Annotated in this window: 23 protein-coding genes; 8 read left to right on the top strand and 15 right to left on the bottom strand. The window is 61.0% G+C overall.

Annotation, left to right across the window (positions count from 1 at the left end; translation table 11 throughout):
- Positions 1-77: 77 nt before the first annotated feature.
- The 3 genes from clpA to ASE60_RS32345 form a co-directional block, all read right to left on the bottom strand.
- Positions 78-2,594 (bottom strand): ATP-dependent Clp protease ATP-binding subunit ClpA, encoded by a 2,517-nt coding sequence (clpA, locus tag ASE60_RS32355; RefSeq protein WP_057255744.1) that lies wholly within the window; start codon positions 2,592-2,594, stop codon positions 78-80.
- A 9-nt stretch (positions 2,595-2,603) separates the two neighbouring features.
- Positions 2,604-2,957, bottom strand: a complete 354-nt coding sequence (gene clpS, locus ASE60_RS32350) for an ATP-dependent Clp protease adapter ClpS (RefSeq protein WP_043622145.1) — start codon at positions 2,955-2,957, stop codon at positions 2,604-2,606.
- Positions 2,958-3,198: 241 nt separating this feature from the next.
- Positions 3,199-3,555 carry a phasin family protein gene (locus ASE60_RS32345; RefSeq protein WP_057255742.1) on the bottom strand — a complete coding sequence of 119 codons (357 nt, stop codon included), beginning with the start codon at positions 3,553-3,555 and terminating at the stop codon, positions 3,199-3,201.
- 43 nt (positions 3,556-3,598) lie between these two features.
- Between ASE60_RS32345 and ASE60_RS34980 the strand changes: the two genes are divergently transcribed.
- A complete protein-coding gene (locus ASE60_RS34980; RefSeq protein WP_156414766.1) occupies positions 3,599-3,775 on the top strand; it encodes a hypothetical protein in 177 nt (58 codons plus the stop codon).
- A 58-nt stretch (positions 3,776-3,833) separates the two neighbouring features.
- On the opposite strand, the gene ASE60_RS32340 is transcribed toward ASE60_RS34980, so the two are convergent.
- The 3 genes from ASE60_RS32340 to ASE60_RS32330 all read right to left on the bottom strand — a co-directional run bounded on the left by ASE60_RS32340 (position 3,834) and on the right by ASE60_RS32330 (position 5,898).
- On the bottom strand, positions 3,834-4,037 hold the full coding sequence (locus tag ASE60_RS32340) for a DUF3126 family protein (protein ID WP_034796738.1): 204 nt from the start codon (positions 4,035-4,037) through the stop codon (positions 3,834-3,836).
- Positions 4,038-4,137: 100 nt separating this feature from the next.
- Positions 4,138-4,965 (bottom strand): serine O-acetyltransferase, encoded by an 828-nt coding sequence (gene cysE / locus ASE60_RS32335; RefSeq protein ID WP_057255740.1) that lies wholly within the window; start codon positions 4,963-4,965, stop codon positions 4,138-4,140.
- 147 nt (positions 4,966-5,112) lie between these two features.
- The gene (locus ASE60_RS32330) at positions 5,113-5,898 is read right to left on the bottom strand and encodes an alpha/beta hydrolase (protein WP_057255738.1); all 786 of its coding nucleotides are present in this window, start codon (positions 5,896-5,898) and stop codon (positions 5,113-5,115) included.
- A gap of 170 nt (positions 5,899-6,068) precedes the next feature.
- Between ASE60_RS32330 and ASE60_RS32325 the strand changes: the two genes are divergently transcribed.
- Together ASE60_RS32325 and ASE60_RS32320 are read left to right on the top strand one after the other, a co-directional pair.
- Positions 6,069-6,314: a zinc-finger domain-containing protein gene (locus tag ASE60_RS32325; RefSeq protein WP_057255736.1), complete on the top strand. Its 246-nt coding sequence runs from the start codon at positions 6,069-6,071 to the stop codon at positions 6,312-6,314.
- 9 nt (positions 6,315-6,323) lie between these two features.
- On the top strand, positions 6,324-7,487 hold the full coding sequence (locus tag ASE60_RS32320) for an FAD-dependent monooxygenase (protein ID WP_057255728.1): 1,164 nt from the start codon (positions 6,324-6,326) through the stop codon (positions 7,485-7,487).
- Positions 7,488-7,570: 83 nt separating this feature from the next.
- Here the strand turns inward: ASE60_RS32320 and ASE60_RS32315 are convergent, their stop codons facing one another.
- A complete protein-coding gene (locus ASE60_RS32315) occupies positions 7,571-8,761 on the bottom strand; it encodes a cystathionine beta-lyase (protein WP_057255726.1) in 1,191 nt (396 codons plus the stop codon).
- A gap of 339 nt (positions 8,762-9,100) precedes the next feature.
- On the opposite strand from ASE60_RS32315, the gene ASE60_RS32310 reads away from it, so the two are divergent.
- From ASE60_RS32310 to ASE60_RS32295, 4 genes are all read left to right on the top strand, one after another.
- The gene (locus ASE60_RS32310; protein WP_057255724.1) at positions 9,101-10,126 is read left to right on the top strand and encodes an amino acid ABC transporter substrate-binding protein; all 1,026 of its coding nucleotides are present in this window, start codon (positions 9,101-9,103) and stop codon (positions 10,124-10,126) included.
- A gap of 90 nt (positions 10,127-10,216) precedes the next feature.
- Complete coding sequence (locus ASE60_RS32305) at positions 10,217-11,410, top strand: amino acid ABC transporter permease (RefSeq protein WP_057255722.1); 1,194 nt, start codon at positions 10,217-10,219, stop codon at positions 11,408-11,410.
- Between the two features lie 4 nt (positions 11,411-11,414).
- Complete coding sequence (locus tag ASE60_RS32300) at positions 11,415-12,572, top strand: amino acid ABC transporter permease (RefSeq protein WP_057255720.1); 1,158 nt, start codon at positions 11,415-11,417, stop codon at positions 12,570-12,572.
- Positions 12,573-12,589: 17 nt separating this feature from the next.
- On the top strand, positions 12,590-13,366 hold the full coding sequence (locus ASE60_RS32295; protein ID WP_057255718.1) for an amino acid ABC transporter ATP-binding protein: 777 nt from the start codon (positions 12,590-12,592) through the stop codon (positions 13,364-13,366).
- A 75-nt stretch (positions 13,367-13,441) separates the two neighbouring features.
- Here the strand turns inward: ASE60_RS32295 and ASE60_RS32290 are convergent, their stop codons facing one another.
- Genes ASE60_RS32290 through ASE60_RS32270 form a run of 5 tightly spaced genes read right to left on the bottom strand, consistent with a single transcriptional unit; the run spans position 13,442 to position 21,967 of the window.
- The gene (locus ASE60_RS32290; RefSeq protein ID WP_057255716.1) at positions 13,442-14,974 is read right to left on the bottom strand and encodes a caspase family protein; all 1,533 of its coding nucleotides are present in this window, start codon (positions 14,972-14,974) and stop codon (positions 13,442-13,444) included.
- Positions 14,971-16,515: a caspase family protein gene (locus ASE60_RS32285; protein WP_057255714.1), complete on the bottom strand. Its 1,545-nt coding sequence runs from the start codon at positions 16,513-16,515 to the stop codon at positions 14,971-14,973. Before ASE60_RS32285 ends, ASE60_RS32290 begins: the two co-directional genes overlap by 4 nt.
- Before the next feature lie 2 nt (positions 16,516-16,517).
- Positions 16,518-17,420, bottom strand: coding sequence for an OmpA family protein (locus tag ASE60_RS32280; protein WP_082616294.1), 903 nt, complete (start codon positions 17,418-17,420; stop codon positions 16,518-16,520).
- 10 nt (positions 17,421-17,430) lie between these two features.
- The gene (locus ASE60_RS32275; protein WP_057255710.1) at positions 17,431-20,661 is read right to left on the bottom strand and encodes a c-type cytochrome; all 3,231 of its coding nucleotides are present in this window, start codon (positions 20,659-20,661) and stop codon (positions 17,431-17,433) included.
- Between the two features lie 46 nt (positions 20,662-20,707).
- Complete coding sequence (locus ASE60_RS32270) at positions 20,708-21,967, bottom strand: ferric reductase-like transmembrane domain-containing protein (RefSeq protein ID WP_057255708.1); 1,260 nt, start codon at positions 21,965-21,967, stop codon at positions 20,708-20,710.
- Positions 21,968-22,239: 272 nt separating this feature from the next.
- On the opposite strand from ASE60_RS32270, the gene ASE60_RS32265 reads away from it, so the two are divergent.
- Positions 22,240-22,857: a GntR family transcriptional regulator gene (locus ASE60_RS32265; protein WP_057255706.1), complete on the top strand. Its 618-nt coding sequence runs from the start codon at positions 22,240-22,242 to the stop codon at positions 22,855-22,857.
- Between the two features lie 77 nt (positions 22,858-22,934).
- Here the strand turns inward: ASE60_RS32265 and ASE60_RS32260 are convergent, their stop codons facing one another.
- The 3 genes from ASE60_RS32260 to ASE60_RS32250 all read right to left on the bottom strand — a co-directional run bounded on the left by ASE60_RS32260 (position 22,935) and on the right by ASE60_RS32250 (position 26,169).
- Positions 22,935-24,455, bottom strand: a complete 1,521-nt coding sequence (locus ASE60_RS32260) for an acetyl-CoA hydrolase/transferase family protein (RefSeq protein WP_057255704.1) — start codon at positions 24,453-24,455, stop codon at positions 22,935-22,937.
- A 256-nt stretch (positions 24,456-24,711) separates the two neighbouring features.
- Positions 24,712-25,524 (bottom strand): ferredoxin--NADP reductase, encoded by an 813-nt coding sequence (locus ASE60_RS32255; RefSeq protein ID WP_057255702.1) that lies wholly within the window; start codon positions 25,522-25,524, stop codon positions 24,712-24,714.
- Between the two features lie 144 nt (positions 25,525-25,668).
- On the bottom strand, positions 25,669-26,169 hold the full coding sequence (locus ASE60_RS32250; protein ID WP_057255700.1) for a DUF934 domain-containing protein: 501 nt from the start codon (positions 26,167-26,169) through the stop codon (positions 25,669-25,671).
- Between the last annotated feature and the right edge of the window lie 13 nt (positions 26,170-26,182).

Genomic DNA, 26,182 nt, shown 5'->3' with positions numbered 1-26,182 from the left:
ACTTTTCCTCATCCCGCTCTCAAGAAAACGGTGCCGGATGGCTTGCATCCGGCACCGTCGAACATCTCTTGCGAGGTCTATTTCTTGCGCGGCACCTTCGGCACCGTGCGGCCCTTTCTCGGAGCCGCGTCGCCGGCCCCGGCTTCGCCATCGGTCGATGCCTTGGCGGCCGCCTTCTTCGGCTTGGACTTCGGCGCGGGCTCGGCGCCCACTTCTTCCTTGTCGTCGGCCTTCTTCGGCTTTGTCGCCTTCATCGCCGGGCGGGAAACCTCCGCCTTCGGCTTGATCGGCGTCGTTTCCGGAACCGCATCGAGCAGCAAGCCCTTGGTGCCATCGGCCTTGGTACCGATCGTCACCTTGACGACGCCGCCCTTCTTCAGCTTGCCGAAGAGGATCTCATCGGCGAGCGGTTTCTTGATGTTTTCCTGGATGACGCGGGCCAGCGGCCGGGCACCCATCTTCTCGTCGTAGCCCTTCTCGGCGAGCCAGGCGATTGCCTCCGGCGCGAGGTCGAAGGTGACGTTGCGCTCGGCGAGCTGGGTCTCCAGCTGCATGACGAACTTCTGCACGACTTGGTGGATGACCGGGGTCGGCAGCGAGGCGAAGGGAATGACCGCATCCAGACGGTTGCGGAATTCCGGCGTGAACAGACGGTTCAGCGCCTCTTCGTCTTCACCGGTACGCTTGGAAGAACCGAAGCCGATGGCGGCCCGGGCCATTTCCGATGCGCCGGCATTGGTGGTCATGATCAGGATGACGTTGCGGAAGTCGATCTTCTTGCCGTTGTGATCGGTCAGCGAGCCGTGGTCCATGACCTGCAACAGGATGTTGAACAGGTCCGGATGCGCCTTCTCGATCTCGTCGAGCAGCAGCACGCAATGCGGATGCTGGTCCACGCCATCGGTCAACAGGCCGCCCTGGTCGAAGCCGACATAGCCGGGAGGTGCACCGAGCAGACGCGAAACCGTGTGCCGCTCCATGTATTCCGACATGTCGAAGCGCAGAAGTTCGACGCCGAGCGACGTCGCAAGCTGCTTGGCGACTTCCGTCTTGCCGACGCCGGTCGGGCCGGAGAAGACATAGCAGCCGATCGGCTTGTTCGGTTCCCGCAGGCCGGCACGCGCCAGCTTGATCGAAGACGCGAGCGCTTCGATCGCCAGGTCCTGGCCATAGACGACCGAGCGCAGTTCCTTCTCGAGGTTGGCGAGAACGGCCTCGTCGTCCTTCGAAACGGTCTTGGGCGGGATGCGCGCCATCGTCGCAATCGTCGCCTCGATCTCCTTCTCGGTGATCAGCTTGCGGCGCTTGCTCGCGGGCAACAGCATCTGTGCCGCGCCGGATTCGTCGATCACGTCGATCGCCTTGTCAGGCAGCTTGCGGTCGTTGATGTAACGGGCGGAAAGTTCAACCGCGGCCTTAATCGCCTCGTTCGAGTATTTCAGGTGGTGATATTCCTCAAAGTAAGGCTTCAGACCCTTCATGATCTCGATCGCGTCGGCAATCGTCGGCTCGTTCACGTCGATCTTCTGGAAGCGGCGAACCAGCGCCCGGTCCTTTTCGAAGAACTGGCGGTATTCCTTGTAGGTGGTCGAACCGATGCAGCGGATCGCGCCGGAGGAGAGTGCCGGCTTCAGGAGATTGGACGCATCCATGGCACCACCGGAGGTGGCTCCAGCGCCGATGACGGTGTGGATCTCGTCAATGAAAAGCACGGCACCCGGATAGTCCTCAAGCTCCTTGACGACCTGCTTCAGGCGCTCTTCGAAATCGCCGCGATAGCGCGTGCCGGCGAGCAAGGTGCCCATATCCAGCGAGAAGATCGTCGCATCCTGTAGCGCTTCCGGTACCTTCTTTTCAATGATCCGCTTGGCAAGGCCTTCGGCGATCGCCGTCTTGCCGACGCCGGGGTCGCCGACATAGAGCGGATTGTTCTTCGAGCGGCGGCACAGCACCTGGATGGTGCGGTTCACCTCGGCGTGACGCCCGATCAACGGGTCGATCTTGCCGGACTTCGCCTTTTCATTGAGGTTGACGCAATAGGCCGTAAGCGCGTCCTGCTGCTTCTTGGCGCCAGTTTCCTCGGTGTCGCGCGAAGGCTTCTGCTCGGATTCGTGATCGTCGGCGCCGCGCACCGGCCGGGATTCGGAGGTGCCGGGCCGCTTGCCGATGCCGTGTGAAATGAAATTGACGGCGTCGTAACGCGTCATCTCCTGCTCCTGCAGGAAATAGGCGGCATGGCTTTCGCGCTCGGCGAAGATGGCAACCAGCACGTTGGCACCGGTGACTTCTTCACGGCCGGACGATTGGACATGGATGACCGCGCGCTGGATGACACGCTGGAAACCCGCCGTCGGCTTGGAATCTTCGTCATAGCCGGTCACGAGATTGGAAAGCTCGTTGTCGACATAATCCGTCACGGTCTTGCGCAGCGTCTCGAGATTGACGTTGCAGGCGCCCATCACGGCCGCCGCGTCGGCATCATCGATCAATGCCAGAAGCAGATGCTCGAGCGTGGCGTATTCATGGTGGCGCTCGTTGGCAAAAGTCAGTGCCTGGTGTAGCGCCTTTTCGAGACTGGGCGAAAATGTTGGCACGTTAGTTCCTCATTTCTTTTCCATGACGCATTGCAACGGATGCTGATGCTGCCGGGCAAAATCCATCACCTGCGTCACCTTGGTTTCGGCGACCTCATAGGTGAAGACGCCGCACTCTCCCACGCCATGATTGTGGACATGAAGCATGATGCGGGTCGCCTCTTCCGGGTTCTTCTGAAAGAAGCGCTCCAGGATATGGATGACAAATTCCATCGGCGTGTAATCGTCATTCAAAAGCAGAACACGATACAAACTCGGCTTTTTGGTCTTCGGCTTGGTACGCGTGATGACGGACGTGCTGCGGTTGTTGCCGTTTCCCTCGTCATCGCTACCTTGCTGCATCCGGACCGGCATGGCGATCATTCTTGTCAGTTCCTTGTACAGCAGCGACCCCACTGAACTTGGCCGCAGCGTGCTTGCCCTTTATCTAATGGTTCGTTTTCAGATTTTAAGACCGAACCAACGCACTGCAATCATAATCGCACGACCGCGCGTAAGATTGATCAACTTTCTTCGGGCTGCGCACAGCTAATGCGAGAAACAAAAAGGCCGGTCGCAAGCGCTGCGACCGGCCTTTTTTGGAAAGTGGTTCTTTGCCTGACGATCAGGCGGCGGCAGCGGCGGCCTTGACTGCTGCCGTTGCCTTGGCAACCGGCGCTTCGTAGGGCTTGTAAGCGTCCTTGGCGAGATCAGCGTACATTTCGCCGATCTTCGTTGCCTCGGCGACGAAGCCTTCGTAGCTCGCCTTGATGAAATTGGTCTGCAGTTCGAAAACAGCTTCCACACTCTTGGTGCTCGACAGCTTCTCGACGTGCGCAACGCCATCTTCAAAGGACTTCTTGGAGTAGTCCGCAGCTTCAGTCGCGATAGCCTGGAGACCCTTGGTCCAAGCGGAATAGCTCTTTACAGCCACGTCAATGGCTTCTTTGCTCTTCTTGTTTGCATCGTCGAAGTTGAACATCGGGTGTCTCCTTAGTGACGGCCTGATCTGGAGGCTTCAGTTTATGTGCACTGCACAAAAAGTCAAGACGAGTGTGCGACGCAATAAAATACAACGGATGCAACAACTTGATGAAGAAATGCGCTCCCGCGAAAAAAATTCTTACGGCGCGATGAAGAACCAAGATGAGCGACGCGAGCAATTGCTCAGCGCGATGCATAAATCCCCATTAAAACAATAAACCCCGAAAATCTCAGGGGATTTTCGGGGTTTATTGTTTTCGGACGTCCTCGTCAGACTTAGAGGTCGATGTCGAGGATTGCCATGGAGAAATTGTAGGAAAGCTCGCCATCTTCCTCATCGCGGAAAACGACACCGAGGAACTCGTCACCGAGATAGACTTCAGCGGACTCGTCCTTCTTCGGGCGCGCCTTGACGACCATCTGCTGATTGAAGGTGCGCTTGAAATAGGCTTCAAGCTTGCGGATTTCTTCGGGCTTCAAAACACGTCTCCGTAGCCGTTTATCTGTGCGGCGCTTCTCGCACGCTGCATCGCCGGGTGTAAACCCCTCGAAAGAGGCTTACGCACCGGTTCCCGTATGTTCAGATATCGAAGCTGCTCAGGATCTGGTCCATCTGACGTGATGGCTCGGAGCAACCGGCCTCGCCCACCACCTTCGCCGGCACGCCTGCGACCGTCGTTTTCGGCGGCACCGGCTTCAACACGACCGAGCCGGCGGCGATGCGCGAGCAATGGCCGATATGGATATTGCCAAGGATCTTGGCGCCGGCGCCGATCAGGACGCCATCGGCGATCTTCGGATGGCGATCGCTGCCCTCCTTGCCCGTGCCACCGAGCGTCACGCCGTGCAGGATAGAGACGTTGTCTCCGATCACCGCCGTCTCGCCGACGACAAGGCCGGTGGCGTGATCAAGGAAGATGCCGCGCCCGATGCGGGCGGCCGGATTGATGTCCGTCTGGAAGACGCTCGACGCTCGGCTCTGCAGATAGAACGCGAAATCCTTGCGGCCGCGCTTCAGCAGCCAATGGGCCAGGCGGTGCGTCTGGATGGCATGGAAGCCCTTGAAGTAGAGTACCGGCTCGATGAAACGGGTGCAGGCGGGATCGCGGTCATAAACGGCCTGGATGTCGACACGCAGAATGGTGCCCCATTCCGGCCAATCCTCCAGCATCTCCGAGAAGGTCTGTCGCAAGAGGTTTGCCTGAAGATCGGGATGATCGAGCCTTTCGCAGATGCGATAGATCACGCTTTCTTCGAGCGAGTGCTGATTGACCACCGTCGAATAGAGGAAGGCCGCAAGCATCGGGTCCTGCTCGGCTGCCACGCGGGCTTCCTCACGCAGGCTGTTCCAGATCGGGTCCATCACCTTCAAAGCTTCCGTCTGGCGAAGTTCGGTCTTGGCGACCATCGTCGCTCTCCTTCCTGTCCGTCCTACAGTCACTATAGGGGAAATCCGGTATGACTTAAATGGCTCGGCCTCAGTTCCACCCTCGGTCGAGCAGCTCAGAAGCGGGCAAGCTTGCGGTGCTTCCCGCGTTCCGTCTTGTTCGGCAGTCTAGGCGCGCGCCACTTCCTCGAGGAATTCGAGCACGGCCTTCTTGAAAACCCGGTCACCCACGGCGAGCATATGATCCCTGCCCGGAATATCAAGCGCACGCGCGTTGGGCATCAACTCCGCCAGCTCCTGCGGTGAGCCGGCAATGTCGTCCTTGGTCCCGACACCGATCAGGGTCGGCACGTCGATGCGCCCCATGTCCTCAGCCGTCAGCAGATCGCGAGACGTCGAGATGCAGGCCGCAAGCGCCTGCCTGTCGCTTTTGGTCTGGTCGGCAAAGGCGCGGAACATGCGGCCGCGTGCATGGGTCACGACATCCAGAGACGGCGCCGACAAGGCATCGGCAATCGGGTCCCAATCCCCTACCCCCGTCACCATGCCGATGCCGAGCCCGCCAAAGACCAGCGAACGGACGCGGTGGGGATGGGCGAGTGCCATGAAGGCCGAGATGCGTGCGCCCATCGAGTAGCCCATCACATGTGCTTCGGCGATGCCGAGATGACCCAAAAGCGCTACGGCGTCGCCCGCCATCTGCTGCGGATGATAAAGCGCTGGATCGTAGGGTTTACTGCTCTTGCCATGCCCGCGGTTGTCGAGCGCGATCACACGGTAGCCGGCATCGCCCAGCGTCTTCAGCCACCCCGGGAAAACCCAGTTGACGTTGGCGCTCGAGGCAAACCCATGAATGAGGAGAATGGGCGCGCCGGCTGGATCACCTTCGTCAAAGAAGGCGATCTCCAGGCCTTCATGGGTAAAGCGGGAAAACGGCGGCGGATTGAGATCCATCTTTATCATCCTGGGAGGTATCGATCCGGCGCAACCTAGTTCGTCGCTCTGGCGAGTGAAACCCCGCCCCGGCAAAAACCACAGCTGCGGCGTGTTTGCCGCTACACTTTTGCAGCAAAGCTCACTATGGTGCCGCCAACTTTAGAGACTTGCATTCATCGGAGCATGACATGGCCGGCCACAGCATCCCGCACTTCCAGAACGACGGCGGACATCAGGCAATCGAAATCGGCGTCAAGGAATTCATGTGCACCGGCGCGTCCATTCCGTACGATCACCCGCACATCTTCATCGATATGGGCGACGACAACGAGAAGGTCTGCTCCTACTGCTCCACACTCTATCGCTACAATCCGAAGCTGAAGGCGACGGAAACCAACCCGCCCGGCTGCCTCTTCGCCCACAAAGCCGCCTGATAGGCCACGATGTCGCGCCCTGTCGCGATCATCGGCGCCGGTATCGGCGGGCTTACGGCCGCCTTGTGCCTCGCCCGCCGAGGCTTCGAAGTCGACATCATCGAACGGGCAACGGCGCTGACCGAGGTCGGCGCCGGCCTGCAATTGTCGCCGAACGCCTCACGCATCCTCATAGAACTCGGCCTGCTTGCGGAACTCGAAGCCTACTGGAGCGAGCCCGAGCGCATCGGCCTGGTTGACGGCGTATCCTTGAGCCCTCTTGCCAGCGTATCGGCCGGCGCTTTCGCGCGTCGCCGCTGGCACGCGCCGTATGCCGTCATGCACCGCGCGAGCCTGCAGAAAGTCCTGCTTGCCGCCGTGGAGGCAGAACCGCGCTGCCGCCTGCAACTCGGCTGCCATATCGACAACCCTGATGAGCAGACCATCATAACACTGACGGGGCGCCGCCCGGACATCATCGTCGGCGCCGACGGCATCTGGTCGCGGTTGCGCAACGGCGTCCCCGGGGCCGGTCGTGTACGGTTTTCAGGCAACGTCGCCTGGCGCATGACGCTTGCGCGCGACACGGCCGCCGGCCTTCTCAAGCCGAACCAGGTCACGGCGTTCCTCGGCCCTCGCGCCCATCTCGTCGCCTACCCGTTGCGGGAAGTTGACGGTTTCAATCTTGTCGCGATCATCGAGGGCAAGGAGACCGACGCCGTCTGGGTCGGCAAGGATTCGGATAAGCGCCGCCAGGACTGCCTGAATGCTTTCTCCGGCTGGAACGCGGGCATCCGCTCGCTGCTCGAAAAGGCTGCCGCCCCCACCTACTGGCCATTGTGCACAGTCGACGACGGGGCCTGGCAAGACGGGCGAAAGACCGTGCTGATCGGCGACGCGGCCCATGCCATGACGCCCTTTGCGGCGCAGGGCGCGGCCATGGCGATTGAGGACGCCTTCGAGCTTTCCGACTGCCTGGCCACCGGCATCGATATCCCGAAGGCGCTGGCTGCATTCGAAGCGAGGCGTCGACCGCGCATCTCCCGGGTCCGCCGCCGCGCGGCGTTCAATCATTTTGCCTACCACGCCCGTGGGCCGCTGCGCCTCGGCCGCGACATCGTCCTGAAACTCAAGGGACCGGATGCGCTCGCTGCCGACCTTGATTGGCTCTACGGCTACGGCGCCCAGCGCTGACTGCGGACAGGCGAGTGGGCAACACGCAGATTCCATAGTCGGTGGTGACGAGGCGCCGCGAATGAATGCGGCGCCTCAAGCCGTCAAACGGCGTTGGCCGCGGCCAATCCCGCTTCGATGTCGCGGCGGATATCCGGCACATCCTCAAGCCCGATCTGCAGGCGGATGACCGGACCTTCTGTCGGCGCCAGCGCCACCTTGCGGTCCGACAGGCTGACATGGAGTGCCAAGCTCTCGAAGCCGCCCCAGGAATAGCCGAGCCCGAACAGTTTCAGCGCGTCGAGGAAGGCGTGCGCCTTGGCCTTGAACCGATCGGCGCTTTCCGCTTTTAGGACGAAGGAGAAGATGCCGCTTGCGCCGGCGAAATCGCGTTTCCAGAGTTCGTGTCCCGGGAAGCTCGGCAGTGCCGGATGCAGGACACGGGCGACCTCATCCCGCCCTTCCAGCCACTGGGCCAGGGCAAGTGCGCTCTCCTGGTGCCGCTCGAGGCGAATGCCCATCGTCCTCAGGCCACGCAGGATCTGGTAGCTGTCGTCGGGCGAAACGCAGACACCGAGGGTCACCATCGCCTCGGTCAAGGCCGGCCAGTGGGCGGCGTTCGCCGACACCGTACCCAGGAGAACATCCGAATGACCGGACGGATACTTGGTGGACGCATGGATCGACACATCGACGCCGTGATCGAGCGGCCTGAAGTAAACCGGCGTCGCCCAGGTGTTGTCCATGGTGACGACGCAGCCGTGGCGATGGGCAACGTCGGCGATGGCGCGAATGTCCTGCATTTCGAACGTATTCGAACCCGGCGCTTCGGTATGCACCAGGCGCGTGTTCGGTCGGATCAGGTTTTCGATTCCGGCACCGATCATCGGATCGTAGTATTCGACGGTGACGCCAAGACGCTTCAGCATGGTGTCGCAGAAGTGGCGCGTCGGGAAATAAACCGAATCGACGATCAGCGCGTGATCGCCCGCCGAGAGATAGGTAAGGAACGGCACCGTTACGGCAGCCAGGCCCGAGGGTACAAGAATCGTCCCGGCGGAACCTTCAAGTTCGTTGATCGCGTCGCAAAGCGCATCCGTGGTCGGCGTTCCGCGCGTTCCATAGGTGTACTTCTGCGCGCGCGTTTCCATCGCCTTCGCATTCGGAAACAACACGGTGGACGCATGTACCACGGGCGGGTTGACGAAGCCGAAATAGTCGGAGGGATTGTTGCCGCTATGAGCGAGACGGGTGTTGATGCCCGCCTTGCCATTCACATTGCCGCTGTCTGCCATTGCATGTTCCGCTTCTGATTTCGAAAGAGAAACTCTTCGAATGAGCCACAACCGCGGTCAAGTGGCAAAAATCATGGAGCGTCGTTTTGGCCGTCATCGGCCGGCATTTGGCGATTTTTCGCCCAGGGCCCGCCCATTGCCCCCAAAAACTGCCTAACTTTCTGGCTTGTTTCGGGTTTTTCACATGCAAAACCAGAAAATCGGCGGCCTCTCTTGACCCTCATGGAATTTGAGCATGAGATAGCCTGTACTCGCGCCAGGAGGGTGGCGGAGGCTGCACGCGCCAGGAGACGCGCTGGTGCAGACGGGAACTAACGACAACAGAAAAAGGTTCTAAAAATGGCAAAAAGAATTCTGACAGCTCTCGTTGGCGCCGCTGTCATGGGGATTGGCACACAGGCGGCTTCGGGCGCTACCCTTGATGACGTGAAGGCCAAGGGCTTTGTCCAGTGCGGCGTGAACACCGGTCTCGCCGGCTTCGCGGCACCGGATGCCTCGGGCAACTGGAGCGGTTTCGACGTCGACTACTGCAAGGCAATCGCCGCCGCGATCTTCGCGGATGCCAGCAAGGTGAAGTTCACGCCCACTTCGGCCAAGGAACGCTTCCCGGCGCTGCAGTCCGGCGAGGTCGATGTCCTCGCGCGTAACACCACCTGGACGATCAACCGCGACACCGCGCTCGGCTTCAACTTCCGCCCGGTCAACTACTATGACGGCCAGGGCTTCATGGTTCGCAAGAGCCTGAACGTCAAGTCGGCTCTCGAGCTTTCGGGCGCAGCCGTCTGCGTGCAGACCGGTACCACCACCGAACTCAACCTTGCCGACTACTTCAAGTCCAACAACCTGCAGTACAATCCGGTCGTCTTCGAAAAGCTCGAAGAAGTGAACGCCGCCTATGACGCCGGTCGTTGCGACGTCTACACCACCGACCAGTCGGGCCTCTATTCGCTGCGTCTGACGCTGTCGAAGCCCGACGACCACATGATCCTGCCGGAAATCATCTCGAAGGAACCCCTCGGCCCGGCCGTGCGCCAGGGTGACGACCAGTGGTTCGATATCGTCAGCTGGGTTCATTATGCGCTGATCCAGGCCGAAGATTTCGGCATCACCCAGGCCAACGTCGAAGAAATGAAGAAGTCCGCCAACCCGGACGTTCAGCGCTTCCTCGGCGTCGAAGCTGACAGCAAGATCGGCACCGACCTTGGCCTGACCAACGAATGGGCCGTGAACATCATCAAGGCCGTCGGCAACTACGGCGAAGTCTTTGACCGTAACATCGGCGCTGGCAGCCCGCTCAAGATCGAGCGCGGCCTCAACGCCCTGTGGAACAAGGGCGGCATCCAGTACGCCCCGCCGGTCCGCTAAGCGATTATCCAAGACTGGGGAAGCGGGTCACCGCTTCCCCATCCAACGATAAAAACACCCAAAGGGTGACAAAGGGGAAAGAGGCATTGCATGGCGATTGGCGTCACAACTACGCCTGAAAAAAGCAAACCGTCGGGGTCGATCATCTACGACCCGCAAGTGCGCGGGATCTTCTATCAGGTACTCACCCTCGTCGTTCTCGCGGCCTTCGTCTATTGGATCGCCGACAATACGATCGAGAACCTCAAACGAGCGAATATTGCTTCCGGTTACGGCTTCCTGAATGGGCGCGCCGGTTTCGACGTTGGACAGTCGCTGATCGCCTTTACCAGCGATTCGACCTATCAGCGCGCGCTTGTCGTTGGTCTGCTCAACACGCTGCTGGTCGCTGTCTGCGGTATTTTCACCGCCACCATCATCGGCTTTGCGGTCGGCATCGGACGGCTGTCGCACAACTGGCTAATTGCCAAGCTGTCGCTCGCCTATGTCGAGATCTTCCGCAACATCCCGCCGCTGCTCGTCATCTTCTTCTGGTACAGCGGCGTTCTGGCGATCCTGCCGCAGCCACGTGAATCTGCGGCACTGCCGCTCAACATGTTCCTCAACAACCGCGGTCTCGCCTTTCCCAAACCGATCTTTGAAGACGGCTCGATGTACACGGTTCTTGCCTTCTTCATCGCGATCGTCGCCAGCTTCTTCGTGGCGCGGTATGCGCGCAAGAAGCAGGAAGCCACCGGACAGCGCTTCCCGGTTCTTTGGACGGCTCTCGGCCTGATCATCGGCTTACCACTCTTGACGTTCCTCGCCACGGGATCGCCGATCACCTTCGACGTTCCCGTTGCCGGCAAGTTCAACCTCACCGGCGGCTCGGTCATCGGGCCGGAATTCTTGTCGCTGTTCCTGGCGCTCTCGTTCTATACCGCGGCCTTCATCGCCGAGATCGTGCGCGCCGGTATTCGCGGTGTTTCCAAGGGGCAGACGGAGGCCGCGCACGCGCTCGGCATTCGCCCGGGTCTGACGACGCGCCTCGTGGTTGTTCCCCAGGCGCTGAGGATCATCATTCCGCCGCTCACCAGCCAGTATCTGAACCTGACCAAGAACTCCTCGCTCGCCGTCGCCATCGGCTACGCCGATCTCGTGGCCGTCGGCGGCACGATCCTCAACCAGACGGGGCAGTCGATCGAGATCGTTACGATCTGGATCGTCGTCTACCTGTCGCTGAGCCTCGCGACGTCGCTATTCATGAACTGGTTCAATGCCCGAATGGCCCTGGTGGAGAGATAAGACCATGACCACACCCCAGGCAAATTTCGTCCGCGCCTCGATGATCGAGGCTTCCGCACCGCCGATCGCAGAAGGCGGCGTCGTCCACTGGCTGCGCGAGAACCTTTTCGCCACGCCGAAGGATACGGTGCTTACCATCATCGGCGCACTTGCGCTCGCGTGGTTCCTGCCGCCGGCAATCCAATGGCTGTTCCTTGACGCCGCCTGGACCGGTGGAGGCCGTGGCGTCTGCGCCACGGTTGCACAGGGCGGTAGCCAGCCGGAAGGCTGGAGCGGCGCGTGCTGGGCCTTCGTCAACGCGAAGCTCGACCAGTTCGTCTACGGCCGCTATCCGCTCGATGAACGCTGGAGACCGACGCTGGTCGGCATCCTCTTCATTCTTTTCCTCGTGCCGATGGCAATACCGAAGGTCCCTTACAAGGGCATCAACGCCATCCTGCTTTTCGCCGTTCTGCCGCTCATCTCCTTGATCCTGCTTCCGGGCGGCTGGTTTGGGCTGACATTCGTCGAGACGCCGCTCTGGGGCGGCCTGATGGTGACGCTCATTCTCTCTTTCGTCGGCATCGCCGTGTCATTGCCGCTCGGCATCCTGCTAGCACTTGGCCGGCGATCACACATGCCCGTGATCAAGATGCTCTGCACCGCTTTCATCGAGCTGGTGCGCGGCATTCCGCTGATCACCGTGCTGTTCATGGCGAGCGTCATGCTGCCCCTGTTCCTGCCGCAGGGCGTCACCTTCGACAAATTCCTGCGCGCACTGATCGGCGTGTCGTTCTTTGCCTCGGCCTACATGGCCGAAGTGGTGCGCGGCGGTCTGCAGGCCATTCCGAAGGGGCAGTATGAAGGCGCAGATTCGCTCGGCCTCAGCTTCTGGCAGAAGATGAACCTCATCGTGCTGCCGCAGGCGCTGAAGCTTGTGATTCCCGGCATCGTCAACACCTTCATCGGTCTCTTCAAGGATACGTCGCTGGTGTCGATTATCGGCATGTTCGACCTGCTCGGCATCGTTCGCTTCAACTTCACCGACGCCAACTGGGCCTCTTCGGTCACGCCGATCTCGGGCCTTATTTTCGCTGGCTTCATATTCTGGCTTTTCTGCTTCAGTATGTCGCGCTATTCAGGCTTCATGGAACGCGTTCTCGACACGGCCCATAAACGATAAAATGAGGGGAGGATCGCATGGCAAACGCAGCCACTGCTTCCAAAATGACTGTTTCCGCAACGGATGTCGCAGTCGAAATCACTGGAATGAACAAGTGGTACGGGGACTTCCACGTCCTTCGTGACATCAACCTGAAGGTTATGAAAGGCGAGCGCATCGTCATTGCCGGCCCGTCGGGCTCCGGCAAGTCGACGATGATCCGCTGCATCAATCGCCTCGAAGAGCACCAGAAGGGCAAGATCGTCGTTGACGGCATCGAGCTGACCAACGACCTCAAGAAGATCGACGAAGTGCGCCGCGAAGTCGGCATGGTGTTCCAGCACTTCAACCTCTTCCCGCACCTGACGATCCTCGAAAACTGCACGCTTGCGCCGATCTGGGTGCGCAAGATGCCGAAGAAGCAGGCGGAAGAAATCGCGATGCACTTCCTGAAGCGCGTCAAGATTCCCGAACAGGCGAACAAATATCCGGGCCAGCTCTCCGGCGGTCAGCAGCAGCGCGTGGCGATCGCCCGCTCGCTGTGCATGAATCCGAAGATAATGCTGTTCGACGAGCCGACTTCGGCGCTCGACCCGGAAATGATCAAGGAAGTGCTCGACACGATGGTCGGCCTCGCCGAGGAAGGCATGACCATGCTCTGCGTGACCCACGAAATGGGCTTTGCCCGCCAGGTCGCCAACCGCGTGATTTTCATGGACCAGGGCCAGATCGTCGAGCAGAACTCGCCGGCCGAGTTCTTCGACAATCCGCAGCACGAGCGCACCAAGCTCTTCCTCAGCCAGATCCTGCACTAGGATCGGCAGACACCTTCACAAGGAAGCCCGTCTCATCGAGGCGGGCTTTTTCTATTCGGATTGCTTGGCTCGGTCCTATTCAACGCGATAGCGCAAAGTGCCGACGGACCAGCGGATACTACGCCTGTCAAGATCATCGGCCCAGGTCTTCTGTAGCCGCGCGACGATGTCGCTCAAGGTCTCCCGGGTATTCAGCTCAACCTTCAGACCACGGGATTTCGGCGCGACGTCGCTCAGATCGACGGCATCGCTGACCACGAGTGCAACGAAGGCACTCTCGCCCTCACCCGACGCTTCGAAATCGAAGCCATAATAGTCGTCCGGTAATGTCAGCGGTACGTCCGGCGCAAGCGGCGTGATCTTCTGCGCGAACTCGTTCGGGAAGACCTGCGTGGCCTTGCCCTGGCTGTTCACGTCGAAGAGCAGCAGGTCGCCGCCGGTCCGGCTGGTGACTGTCAGCTTGAAAACGTCGCCGGCCTTCATGGTCGTGGGTCGGTCTATGACGAGTTTCACTTCGCCGGTCTCGGTCTTGCCGATGATGTCACCGATCGCGTTGACCGCATCGGAGTCCTGATAGGTCGTCGGCGTCCCACTTGGAGCGCTGGATTGCTGGTAAGTCCCCTGCCCGTTGCCACCCGCACCGAGCTTTTCGGGTGCGATTGCACTCTCGCCAAGCGTCTGCGCCTTGCTTTCCAATTGCGGGTCGAGATTGCCGCATTTTTCCTGCGAGGAGCAGTAAGCGGTCGACTGCACCTTTACGAATTCGAGCAGTTCGGCATTGCTCGTCAAACCGTTGCCGTTGGCGTCCGCCGCATTGCCGGTCTGGCCAGCGACGAAAGCCGCGGTGAACACGCCGTGCCGATCTTCGACGGGAAGCCGCACATCGTCCCAGGCCACCTGGTATGGAGCGGCCGCGCTCCAGGCGGTCACGCCCGATTCCACCAGCTTCGGCTTATCGACGACGGCAAGATCGATCCTGAGGCCGCGGGTCAATGCCTGCTCAACCGGCTTGGCATGCGGGCGGGGCAGGAAACGAGCGCCCTCGATGCCCGACGAGACGTCGTCGGAAAGCGAACGAGAGATCGTGCCTGAATGGCAGGCATCAATCACCATCGTCACCGCCCGCCCCTGCAGCCGTTCCAGGATCCGGTCGATCTCATCGTCGAGGATCGCGCCTTGCCAGTCCGTTTCACCGGAGACGATATCGACGGGCGCCAGCGCCTCGTCCAGTCCATCCTGCTCGTCGCCATCTGCATCCGTCACCTGAAGGCCGTGACCGGAAAAGTAGATGTAGACGCGATCGCCGGGTCCGGTTGCTTCGACCAGCCACGTGTTCATGGCCGAGAGTATCCCTGATCGCGTCGCCTGCTCCTCCTTCAAAATGCGGATCGAGGACGGGTCGAAACCAAGTTTTCCCGTCAGCAGGCCCTGCATTGCCACGAGATCGTTCTTCGGACCTTTGAGTGCGAATTTTGGCGACAGGCTCGGGTAGCTGCCGACACCGATGAGCAAGGCCCGGTCGCCGGCCACGGCCGGAGCCGCAAGCAAGGCGAGCCATGCCACCACAGAAAGCGCCGCGGTACACCACGACTTGCCACGCGCGCTCATTGGCCCCGGTCCCTCGTGTAAAGCGGTTGGATGGCGATGGTGCTTTCGCTGCCTTCCAACCGTGTTTCAAGGAGGCGCAGAAGCGCTGCGGCATCGAGCTTCGAGTTGGAGAAGGCCGCCGCAATGGCGTCGATCGGCGCATTCGTCGAGATGGCGACCAGGTGATCGGCGCCGAAGGGTTTCACCACCTCCAGGCCCTGAAGCTGAAACGCGTGGCTGCCGGTACCGGCAATCTGCGCATCGAGAAGCTGTGCTTCGCCGGTATTCGCCAGATTGAAAACCAGCATGTTGGCGTAGTCGCCCTGCGCCGCCTTGAAATTCAGCCTGTCGCCTGCCGCGTAGATGTCCTTCAACGGCGTGAGCGAAACGCTGCCGGGGCTCTGCGTCGCCAGGACCTTCAGGAAATCGACCAGGATAAACTTGTCGACGGCGCCCTGGAGCATGTCCGGCGCGATGTGTTCGCCGGCGACATCGCCGTTCGGCGTGTAGAACACCCCGGTGGCAGCATCCCAGCGATAGGGCACACCATTGTCGCCGAGATTGTTGAGCGGCGGCGCCGTACCGGTCACGCTGAGTGCCAGTTTCCCCGTCCAGCCCATTTCACGCGGCGACTTCAATTTCGCTCCGGCGTCGCCTGTCGCGCCCGCGCCGATGGTCGCGCTTCGCGGCAGGGACAGGACAATCTCCTTGTCGGAGCGCGGCACTTGCGGCGTGAAGTTCGGCACCTGCAGCGCTTCCGACTGAAGCTTGACGTTGGAGAAGACATAGTCCTCGAGCTCGATGCGCGAGATCCGGCCATCGCTGTCGCGATCCGCAGCCCCCTCTATGGCGCGGGCAAAGCTCCAGCTCAGGGCCCCGCGCGGCTCGCCGCCGATCACCACTTCCGGCGTCGGCTGGCTTTCGAGCGACGCGGCCAGGATCGTCACGCGAGACAGATCCGCTTCCTTCACCTTCGCGCCCCTGAGCGCCTCTTCGGACGGCGGCGGCACCTTCGCACGCACGATCGGTGCAAGCCGCGTTTTACCGGAAATGGAACGGTTCATGCCGCCGGAAAAGCAACTGTCGGAAAGGAACAGAACCTGAATACCTTTGGCCTCCGCTTCCGCGAACCAGGCGTTCAGCTCGTTGTCGACAATGATCTCCTTGCTGGTTTCTTCCGCGCGGCTCCTGTCGAAGCCGGGTAGTTCCAGGAACTCGTCCAGACCGTCTTCTTCGCTGCCCGCAATCAGTTCCGGCATCTGCGCGCCGTGCCCGGCATAGGTGAAGACGATCGTATCGCCGCGGGCTGCGCCGGCGACCAGTTCGGTCCAGGCGGAGCGGATGGCGTCCTTCGTCGCCTGCTCATTGATGAACTGCCGTATCGTGTCGACATTGGCCGCCTTTAGCGCCTGCGTGACATCGCGTGCGTCCTTCACTGCGCCGTCGAGGCTCACTTCATGCGGATAGGCATCCACCCCGACGACCAGCGCCGACGTGGCCGCGAGGACGGGGGGCACGGGCAGGACGAACAGGACCGTCGAAAGCAGGATTCTGTGCAACACAACTAGTTCCCCACGTCCACTTCCACCCGCCGGTCGAGTTGGTGCAGCATCGCCTCGTCGTAGGCGCTCGGGTCATCCGGCTTGAACGGCTCTTCCTCGCCCTTGCCGACGGCTATCCAGGTACCCGGATATCCGGCATCCACAAGGTAATGCGCCAAGGCCTCGGCGCGGGCGATCGACAATGCCTTGTTCGCCTCGGTCGTGCCAACCGGATCGGTATGACCAATCAGCGTGATTGCCGGCGGTTTCGCCGACTTCAGGCATTCGAAAAGATCCTTTGCCGACTGCAGCCCCTCCGGCGTGAACTCGGCGGTGCCGAAGACGTAGCGCACCGGGGTGGCCTTCTTCTTGATCGAGACGCCGCGATAGGAGAACTTGCAGGCGCCGCGCGCGGCGAGCTTGACGGGCTTGGTTGCCGCAAGCCGCATTTCCGAGCCCAACCTGTCCAGCCGCAGGATGTAGTCCTTGTCCGGCGCCATCCAATCGGGCGTCAGTTCCTCGTTCGCCGAATCTTCCAGCGCCTGCTGATAATAGGTCGCCGCCGCCTCATAGTCGCGGTGCTCCCGGCTAATGTCGCCGAGCGCATCAAGGATCTGCCACGGGCCGCCGGCGTCTCTGCTCGCTGTCGTCAGGTCGCCTTCGAAGCTTTCGAGCTTGGCGCCCTGCCCCACAGCAGCCGCGACACGGTTGAAGGTCACCAGCGCCACGACGCGACGCGTCAGCGCGATCTCCGTTGACGAACATCCCGCCACACTCTCCGGAGCAGCGGCAGCACGCGCGGCCGCCTCGTCGCCGCGGTTCAGCGCTTCGGACGCCTGGCGAAGACCATCGCAGGCCATCGCGGGCAAGGCGACTGGCAGCACCATTGCCGACGCGAGAATAAGAGACCGGATCACCTTTGCCATTGTTCGCTCGTCAGTTCTTGATCTCGAAGGTCACCATCTGAACGCTGCTGGCCCCAGCATCGCCCTGGGCCTGTTTGGCCAGGTTGATTGCCAGCCCCCTTGTCGGTGGCAACCTCGACTTCGCCACGTAGTCGCGCGCCTTCTCCACGGTGAGCCTCTGATCGCCAAGTCCGCCGACACGGCAGAAAGCCAACATCGACTCGGATGGTGCTGGCGTATCGAAGGTCAGCGTGCCCGTCCCCGGCTGCGGGATAAGGCGCCGTTCGCCCGGCTGCAGCGTGATGTTGCCGATCATCACATCCGGGATGACCTCGACATTGCCATTCTCCTCGACATAGAGGATCTGCAACTCGCAGGCGTGGTTGGCGCTAAGCTCGAAAGAAAGCTGATCGCCAACTTTCGCCGTCGTCGACTTCACGTTGAGCGCGAGCTCGAGCTTGTTGCCAGCCGCCGCATCCTCCTTGCGATACTCGGGCACGGCAGCCACGATCGATTGCGGCTTGGCGCCCACCGGGTGCTCGGAACCGGCAACGACGATCACTGCGGTATCCAGCGGACGACGCTGCAGCAACGGCTCCAGCAGCAAGGCATATTGCTGTTCGACCTCATTGCGCGGGATCGTTCCGCCGGCTTCAAGCGTCGTCACCCAATCGAGCCCCAGGCGCAAAACATCCGTATTCGTCACGCGCTTGATCGCATCGGAGAATTGCTTCGGCGTCATGTCGAACTCGGCCGCCAAACCGTCAAAGTCGAGCTCGTCTTCGTATTTGTCCGCGAAGTAGGTGATGATCTCTGCATCGCCCGGAGCGTGCTTGCTCTGGAGACCGCCATCCGGCGTCGGCTCGGTGACACCCAGCGCCTTCAGCGCATTGACGAAACGCTCGCGGTCGTTCCGATAGGCCTCGTCCAATTCCTCCTGCTTCACATACATGGCGAGCAGAACGTCCTGTTGATCCTTGCTGAAGAGCGTCGATGTCTCGATATGTTCACGCAATTGATCGCGCTTCGATAGAATGCCGTCGGCGTGGCAATCGACGCAGGACCGTGCATTGATGATCTCGACGCCCTTGCCGATCGGCCGCTTGCGGAACGATACGATCGTCGTCGGTCCGACATCGAGTTGCTTGCCCGCCGAGGTGGAGAGGTAATAGCCCTGCAATCCGTTCGGGAGCGAGAAGATCATCTCGCCGCCATCATGCTCGAAGGGCACAAGGCCCGCGTCGAGCGGAGCGAGTTCCTTCGGCCCGTGTGGGAAACGCTTCAATACCTGCTTGCCCAGCTCGCCGCCGAAGTCATAGGACTTCCAGTAGTAACCACCAAAGGGCATGTCATGCCGTTCCAGCATGCGGTTGTGGTCGGACACTCCGGATGAGCCGTCGGCGAAACCGGCGCGCAGGACGTTGCGCCGGCGAATGTTGTCGGCCACGTCGATCTTGAAGCGCTTTTCGAGTTCGCTGATCTCAGTCGGCAGCCGCATCAGCCGGTTGTAGATCTCGGGCCGTGCGCCATTGCTCATGAACCAGTCGATCCGCATGATCGGCAGTGACGTGGCAGTCTCCTTAGAAAGCGCCGCCAGCGACGCGTCGCTCTCCGGGGCGATGCCATAGAAGTAACGTTTGGCGAGGAAGTCGTAATCCGCGGTCTCCCATTGCAGCTCGCGCAGATCGACCCGCACGAGCAGCCCTTTGGTGCCATCGACTTCGGCTGGCAGAACCAGTTTCGGCCCATAGGAGAGCGAATTCAGCAGCTTCTTGAAGCCGCCGGCGAGCACATCCATGCGCTTCATGAAGGTTTGGTCGTCCTCGCAGCCCATCATGCCGTTATATTGGTCGCGGTAGGAGAAATAGCGCATGAACGGACGGTCGAGTTCGTTGACCTTATCGATGTCCTTCAGCGCCGCCTCGACGAACTGGCCATAGCTCTGCATCGGGCGGGAACGGTCGGGCTTGGCCGCCGCCGTTTGCGGCAGACTCTTCTCGCTGAGGGAATTGATCCAGTCCTCCAGCACCTTGATCTCTTCGGCCGAGGGCCGCTTGCCGAGCGGCATGCGGCCGCTAACGACGGTCGTATAGAGGCGTGACTTCGATGCGTCGCCCGGCGCCACGAAATTGGCATCCGCGCCGATCGAAGCGAGGTCGCCGGCGGGGTAGCTCCCCTGCGAGCTTTCGCCCGGTCCGTGGCAGTTGCGGCAGTATTTGCCGATGAAGGCGTCCGCCTGCTGTGCCAGTGCCGCATTGTCGCCACCGAGCGCTTCCGCTGCCGTGTTTTCCTTGCAGACGGCGGTCACAGATTGCGCCACCGGCGCCGGCGCCTTCACCTCGCGGTCGGAGAGGAAGGCGTAGATCGCCCTGCGGTCTTCCTCCGTCAGAACGCTCAGGCCCTTGGCGATGCGCCGCATCACGGGATCGCTGACCGGGGCGCCCGAGAGTTTCTTGCCTTCGTCAATTAGCCCCTTGGTGAAGACTTCCGGCGAGGCAAGCCCCGCCATCTTCGCTTTGCTGATGTCCGGGGCGACCGCACCCGTCAGATCCTTTTCGCCCTGGTAAGCGCGCTCCAGATCGAGCCCGTAGGTGGTGGTGCGCGGGGTATGACAATCACCGCAGCCGCCGACGTTCTCGACAAGGTAGCGGCCGCGCTCGGCTTGCGTCTCCTCCCGCGGCTGATAGCCCGGCACCGTAAAGTGACTGCGCTTCCACAGCGTGATCGTCGTCTGACGACTGAAGGGGAAGGCGATCTCGTGTTCCTTCGAGGCGGCGTCAGACTGCGGCAGTGTCTCGATATAGGCCTTGATATCGAGCGCATCCTCCGGCTTCATCCCGCCATAGGATGTATAGGGCATGACCGGATAGAGATTGTTGCCCTCCCGGTCGAGACCGACCAGCACAGCGTTCAAGAACTGGGCGTTGGTCCAGCCGCCGATGCCGTTGGCGTGGGGCGAAATGTTCGGCGCGTAGAATGTGCCGATCGCCGTGTTCATCTCCATGCCGCCGGAAAGCAATTCGGTATTGTCGCCGGATCCGTGGCAGGCGCCGCATCCCGCGGCATTGAACACGTATTTGCCATTGTCGACATTGGCCTTGTAGGTCGAAAACGCGTCGTCGGCGAAGGCGTCGCGCGCTTCGGCAAGGGCGGGACAGAGCAAGAGGGCGGCGGCCAACGCCGCCAACGAGAATGCCAGTGGTCCCCGGCCGCGGCCGGCTCTTGGCGAAGCACTCTCTCCTTTTGCCTGCAGACCGCGCATGAAAACCTCTCCCTAAAACAATAGAATCGCTACTGAAATCTGCTGTCTATCGAAACTGAAATTGCTCGAATTCGACCCGTCGCGGCCTCTTGCCAAGATCTTTCAAGCCTTTGACGATTGCCTCCCTCAGCGGCGCCGGGCCGCAGAACCAGAGATCGGCCTCCGCCGGATCGATCGCGCTTCCGGTCGCCAGCTTGGCAGCGTCCAAGCGCCCGTTCACGGAAGAATCGTGCAGGACAAAACTGAAGTTTCCGAGCTTCTGCGCCTGCCCCTCGAAGGTCTCCAGGCCAATCGCTTCGCGCCTGTCGCGCACGCAGTAGACCATGTGAATCTCCTGGCCTTCATCGCCCTTCAAGTGCCGGGCCATTGCCAGAAACGGCGTGACGCCGATGCCGCCGGCGAGCCAGATCTGCTTCTTGCCGCCGCGGCGATGGTTGAAGCGACCATAGCCGCCTTCGAGCTTCAGCCGATCACCGACCGCGACACCATCGCGCAGCGCCTGCGTGTAGTCGCCGAGCGGCTTGATCGCGAAGCGGACGATACCGTCAGCCTCGATGCCCGCGATCGTAAACGGATGCGGCTCGCGCAGGCCCGGCTTCATGACACGCAGGAATCCGAACTGGCCCGGCTTCGCTCGCATGGGCCGTCCGACCGGTCGCGCCGTGATCATCGTCGCTCCGTCATGCTTCGCCACCTCGAAAACTTCGTAGCCGCGGGTTCTGAGCCACGGCAGAAGCTGGGTGTAGGCATAGCTCAGGATGCCGAGCGCGGCGAAGGCATTGAGATAAACCGCCAGAAGTGCCGTGCCGTCATAGGGACGTTTGATGAACATCTGATGGAAGGCGACGAGAACGAAGAGCAGGCCGATCAGACGGTGCGTGTAGCGCCAGAGATGGTAGGGAATCTCGATCTTCGTCCTCGGGATGATTTTGACAATGCTAAGAACAAGTAGGATGACGAAACCATAGAACGCGTATTTTCCGGCAGAAGCAGCCAGCTGGTTCAAACCGCTCGTCAGTGCCAGGCCCTTGAAGTCCGGTTTCAGGAAATAATGGATGAGGATAAGGCACAGCACCGAGATGCCGATCCTCCGGTGGAAGTGGTAGACGCGATCGAGCCCACCGAACAAGGCTTCGACGAAAGGCGGGCGGGTCGCCATGAACTGGGCGATCGCCATGCCGACGAAGGCAGCGGACGACGCCATCAGCGAGAATGTCGTCAATGCATTGGTGTGGCTGACCGCCGGTACGGCCAGCAGCCCTGCGAGCACCATCAGCGACCAGACCAGAAACGCGCCCACTTGCATCTTGCGCCCCTCAACGCCGACGTCAGACGGTTGTTGCCAAGGGGAAGACTGACAAGCCCCTTACCATTCGTCAACATCAATCCCCTTGGAAACGGCCTATGAGCTTCCTTTATTCATGCCTTTGAAATTTGTGATATTTGAGCGCTCGCTTAATTATATTTCTCAAGGCTCGCATCAGCTTGAGAGGCGATACAGAGATGCGACGATCGCCTTGCTTGCCTCCTTCTCAAAAATTGTGCAAGCTCCTGATATATCAGAAGCAAAGGAACGGCATGTCACTGCAATCCCATGCTCACCTCGCCTACCTCGCGCTCGAACGCCTCATCGTTACACTGAAGCTCGAGCCCGGCGCGCTGGTCACCGAGAGGCAATTGATCGAACTGGCGGGACTTGGCCGGACGCCGGTTCGCGAGGCGATCCAGAAGCTTGCCTGGCAGGGCCTGATGGATGTGCGACCACGCGTCGGCCTGCAGATCACCACGATCCGCCCCGACGATCAGGTCCATGTCATGCAGGCCCGGCAGAAGCTGGAGCCGCTTGCGGCCGCTCTGGTAGCGACACACGCGAGCGCCGATGACAGAAGTGCGATGAAAGCCTGCGGCGCGGAAATGGCCGCCCGCCTCGACGCAGGCGACATGGAGGGGTTCCTCGTGGCCGACAAGGTCTTTGACGAACTGATGGAGGAGGCCTGTCCCAACCGCTTCCTGACTGCGGCGCTGGCGCCTTTGCAGACGCATGCGCGCCGGATCTGGTTTGCGTCATCCTCTACCGAGAAGATGGTGGGATCCGTCCGCCGCCATCTCACCGTGATCGATGCGGTCGAGAGGGCTGACGCTCCAGGTGCGTCTGCAGCCATGACGGAGTTGATGAACTATCTCTCAGACGCCTGAAGATGCTGGAATGAACTCGAAGAAATCATCGCAAACACTTGCTTTCACAATGATTTCTTCGCATCAAATCCGTCAAATCACGCAGTTGGCATCATGCTTCCGGTCTTCAGGCGTCGTACATGCCAATCGAATGCCTCTTCAAGGATATGAGGCGTCTGGCCACCCCTGGTCGCGCCCGCACGTTCGAAGTAGTCGGAGAGCAATTCGCGGTAGGCCGGGTGGCAACAGTTGCTGATGACCGCGGGCGCACGCTCCCGTGGCGCCAGCCCGCGCAGATCGGCAAGTCCATGCTCGGTCACAAGAATATCGACGTCGTGCTCCGTGTGGTCGACATGGGACACCATCGGCACGACGGACGAGATGGCGCCGCCCTTCGCAACCGACTTGGCGACGAAGATGGACAAGAAGGCGTTGCGGGCGAAATCGCCAGAGCCGCCAATGCCGTTCATCATGTCGGTGCCGCCGACATGGGTCGAATTGACGTTGCCATAGATATCGAATTCGAGCGCCGTGTTGATGCCGATAACACCCAGGCGGCGAATGATCTCCGGATGGTTGCTCACCTCCTGCGGCCTGAGGACCAGTTTGTCCTTGTAGGCGCCGATGTTGCGGAACACCCGATCGGCCCAGGCGCTGCTAAGCGTCATCGACGATGCCGAGGCGAAACTCAGCTTACCTGCCTCGAAGAGCTCGAACGTGCTGTCCTGAAGCACCTCGCTGTACATGCGCAGATCATGGAACGGACTGTCGACGAGACCGCTCAGCACTGAATTGGCAATGACGCCGATGCCGGCCTGCAGCGGATTGAGCGTCATGTCGAGGCGGCCTTTGCGCACCTCTTCCTGCAGGAAGCCGATCAGGTGGCCGGCAATCGCCATGGTCTCGGCATCCGGCGGCGATATGCGCGCAGCGCTGTCCTCTTTCTCGGTGATAACGATGGCGACGATCTTTTCGGGATCGACCGGGATATAGCGCGAACCTGCGCGGCTGTCGCAAGCAACGACCGGGATCGGCGTGCGGCTCGGGCGCTTCGCTGGAATGTAGATGTCGTGCAGGCCTTCGAGCTCGGGGCTATGGCTGAGATTGAGCTCGACGATCACCTTCTTCGCCAGGATCGCGAAGCTTGCGGAGTTGCCGACCGATGTCGACGGCACGATGCCGCCATCCTCGGTAATCGCCACCGCCTCGACCACCGCATAGTCGATCGGGCTGATCTGTCCGGAGCGCAACTGCTCGACGGTTTCCGAGAGATGCTGGTCGATGAACATCACCTCGCCACGGTTGATCGCGGCCCTCAAAACGGGATCGGACTGAAACGGCAGGCGCCGGGCAAGGACACCGGCTTCCGTCAGCGTCCTGTCGATGTCGTGACCGAGCGAAGCGCCGGTCAGCAGCGTGATGCGAAACTTCTCGCGCGCCGCACGTTCGGCCATCGCGAGCGGAACCGCCTTGGCATCGCCCGCCTTGGTGAAGCCGCTCATGCCGATCGTCATGCCATCTTTGATGAGCGCGGCCGCCTCTTCCGCCGTGGCGATGCGATCACGCAGTGGCCTGCAGCGAATCCTGGTCTCAAGGCTTGTTCGAATATCGCCGCTCATCGGGCACTCCCTGCAGAGCCCGCGGGGCTCACATCAGGACGGCGCGGGCTTGGTTCTGGTGCGCTAAATCTGCATGGCTGCACGCACACGTTATGAAGTATTACGGAGGCACGATAGCCCTTGGCGAAGCTGCGCGATACGCAGAATGGACAGGGCCGAGCTACCGCAAATGCATAGCTCCACCACGCATCGCCACAATCGACGAAGGGCGCACCCAAGGCGCGCCCTTCAAACGATAAGACTGCACAAAAAAGGATCAGCCGACGAAGGCCCGCTCGATCACGAATTCGGCCGGCTTGTTGTTGGCGCCTTCGGTCAAGCCCGCAGCTTCGAGGATTTCCTTGGTGTCCTTCAGCATCGCCGTCGAGCCGCAAATCATGCCGCGATCGATCGCCGGATCAAGCGGCGGCAGGCCGAGATCGGAGAAGAACTTGCCGTTGACCATCAGGTCAGTGACGCGGCCCTTGAACGGATAGTCCTCGCGCGTGACTGTCGCATAGTGGCGCAGCTTGTCGCCGACGATCTCGTTCAGGAACTCGTGGTTGCGGATCTCCTCGACGAGGTCGAAGCCGTATTTCAGCTCGGCTACGTCGCGGCAGGTATGGGTGAGGATCACTTCCTCGAATTTCTCATAGGTTTCCGGATCACGGATCAGGCTTGCGAAAGGCGCAATGCCGGTGCCGGTCGAGAACATGTAGAGCCTTCGGCCGGGAACCAGCGCATCGAGCACCAGCGTGCCGGTCGGCTTCTTGCGCATCAGCACCTTATCGCCGGGCTTGATCCCCTGCAGATGCGAGGTCAGCGGGCCATCCGGCACCTTGATCGAGAAGAACTCCAGCTCTTCGTCCCAGGCAGGGCTGGCGATCGAATAGGCGCGATAGACCGGCTTGTCGCCGACCATCAGGCCGATCATCGCGAATTCGCCCGAGCGGAAGCGGAATTCGGCAGGGCGGGTCATGCGGAAGCGGAAGAGCCGATCCGTATAGTGCTCAACGCTCGTCACCGTCTCGACGTAAACGCCTGCCGGTGCCTGGATCGCGAAATCTTCCGTTTTTGCCGGAGCATTCATCTGGCTAAAGTCCTGTAATGATGACCCTGTTTATCAACAATGATCGGATATTCCAAGCCACGCGCAATGGGAAGGAAATCCCTTCCAAATATAGTCGCTTTCGGGGATTTCCGCGTGCTTCACACTGTCGCGGCTGATCGAGACTTAAGAAACCCGCCGCCAGCTATAGGATTTCGCGTCGGCGGAAGGCTTTGCCGTCGGCTGGTAGTGCACGGCGATGCCCGGCAGGCGTCCCTCTGCTAGGCGCTTAAGAGCCGTCGCATTGCTGACCGCAAAGCTGTCGACACCACAGCGCAGCATCAGCGGAATCTGGTCGATCAACACGTCGCCAACCGCTCTCACCTCACCGCCGAAGCCGAGCCGCGAACGCAGCAGCGACGCATGGCTGAAGGCGCGGCCGTCGTTGAAGGCCGGGAACGCCACCGCCACCAGGGCGATGCGATCGAGATGCGGCGCGAGCTTCGTCACGTCGTCCGCCGGTGCTATCACCACGCCGAGGCCGGTTTCGTCGCTCGTCTCCACCTTGGCGAGGAATGCGTCGAGGCCGACGATCGCCTTCTCGTTCGAGCCTGCCTTTGTTTCCTCGGTCTCGATGATCCAGGGATCATCGCCCACGAAGCCGGTTTCCTTCCAGATTTTCGTCATGTTCGTTCCTTGC

The sequence above is a fragment of the Ensifer sp. Root278 genome (assembly GCF_001429285.1).
Classification (GTDB): domain Bacteria; phylum Pseudomonadota; class Alphaproteobacteria; order Rhizobiales; family Rhizobiaceae; genus Ensifer.
This window is presented reverse-complemented; position numbering and strand designations above follow the sequence as displayed.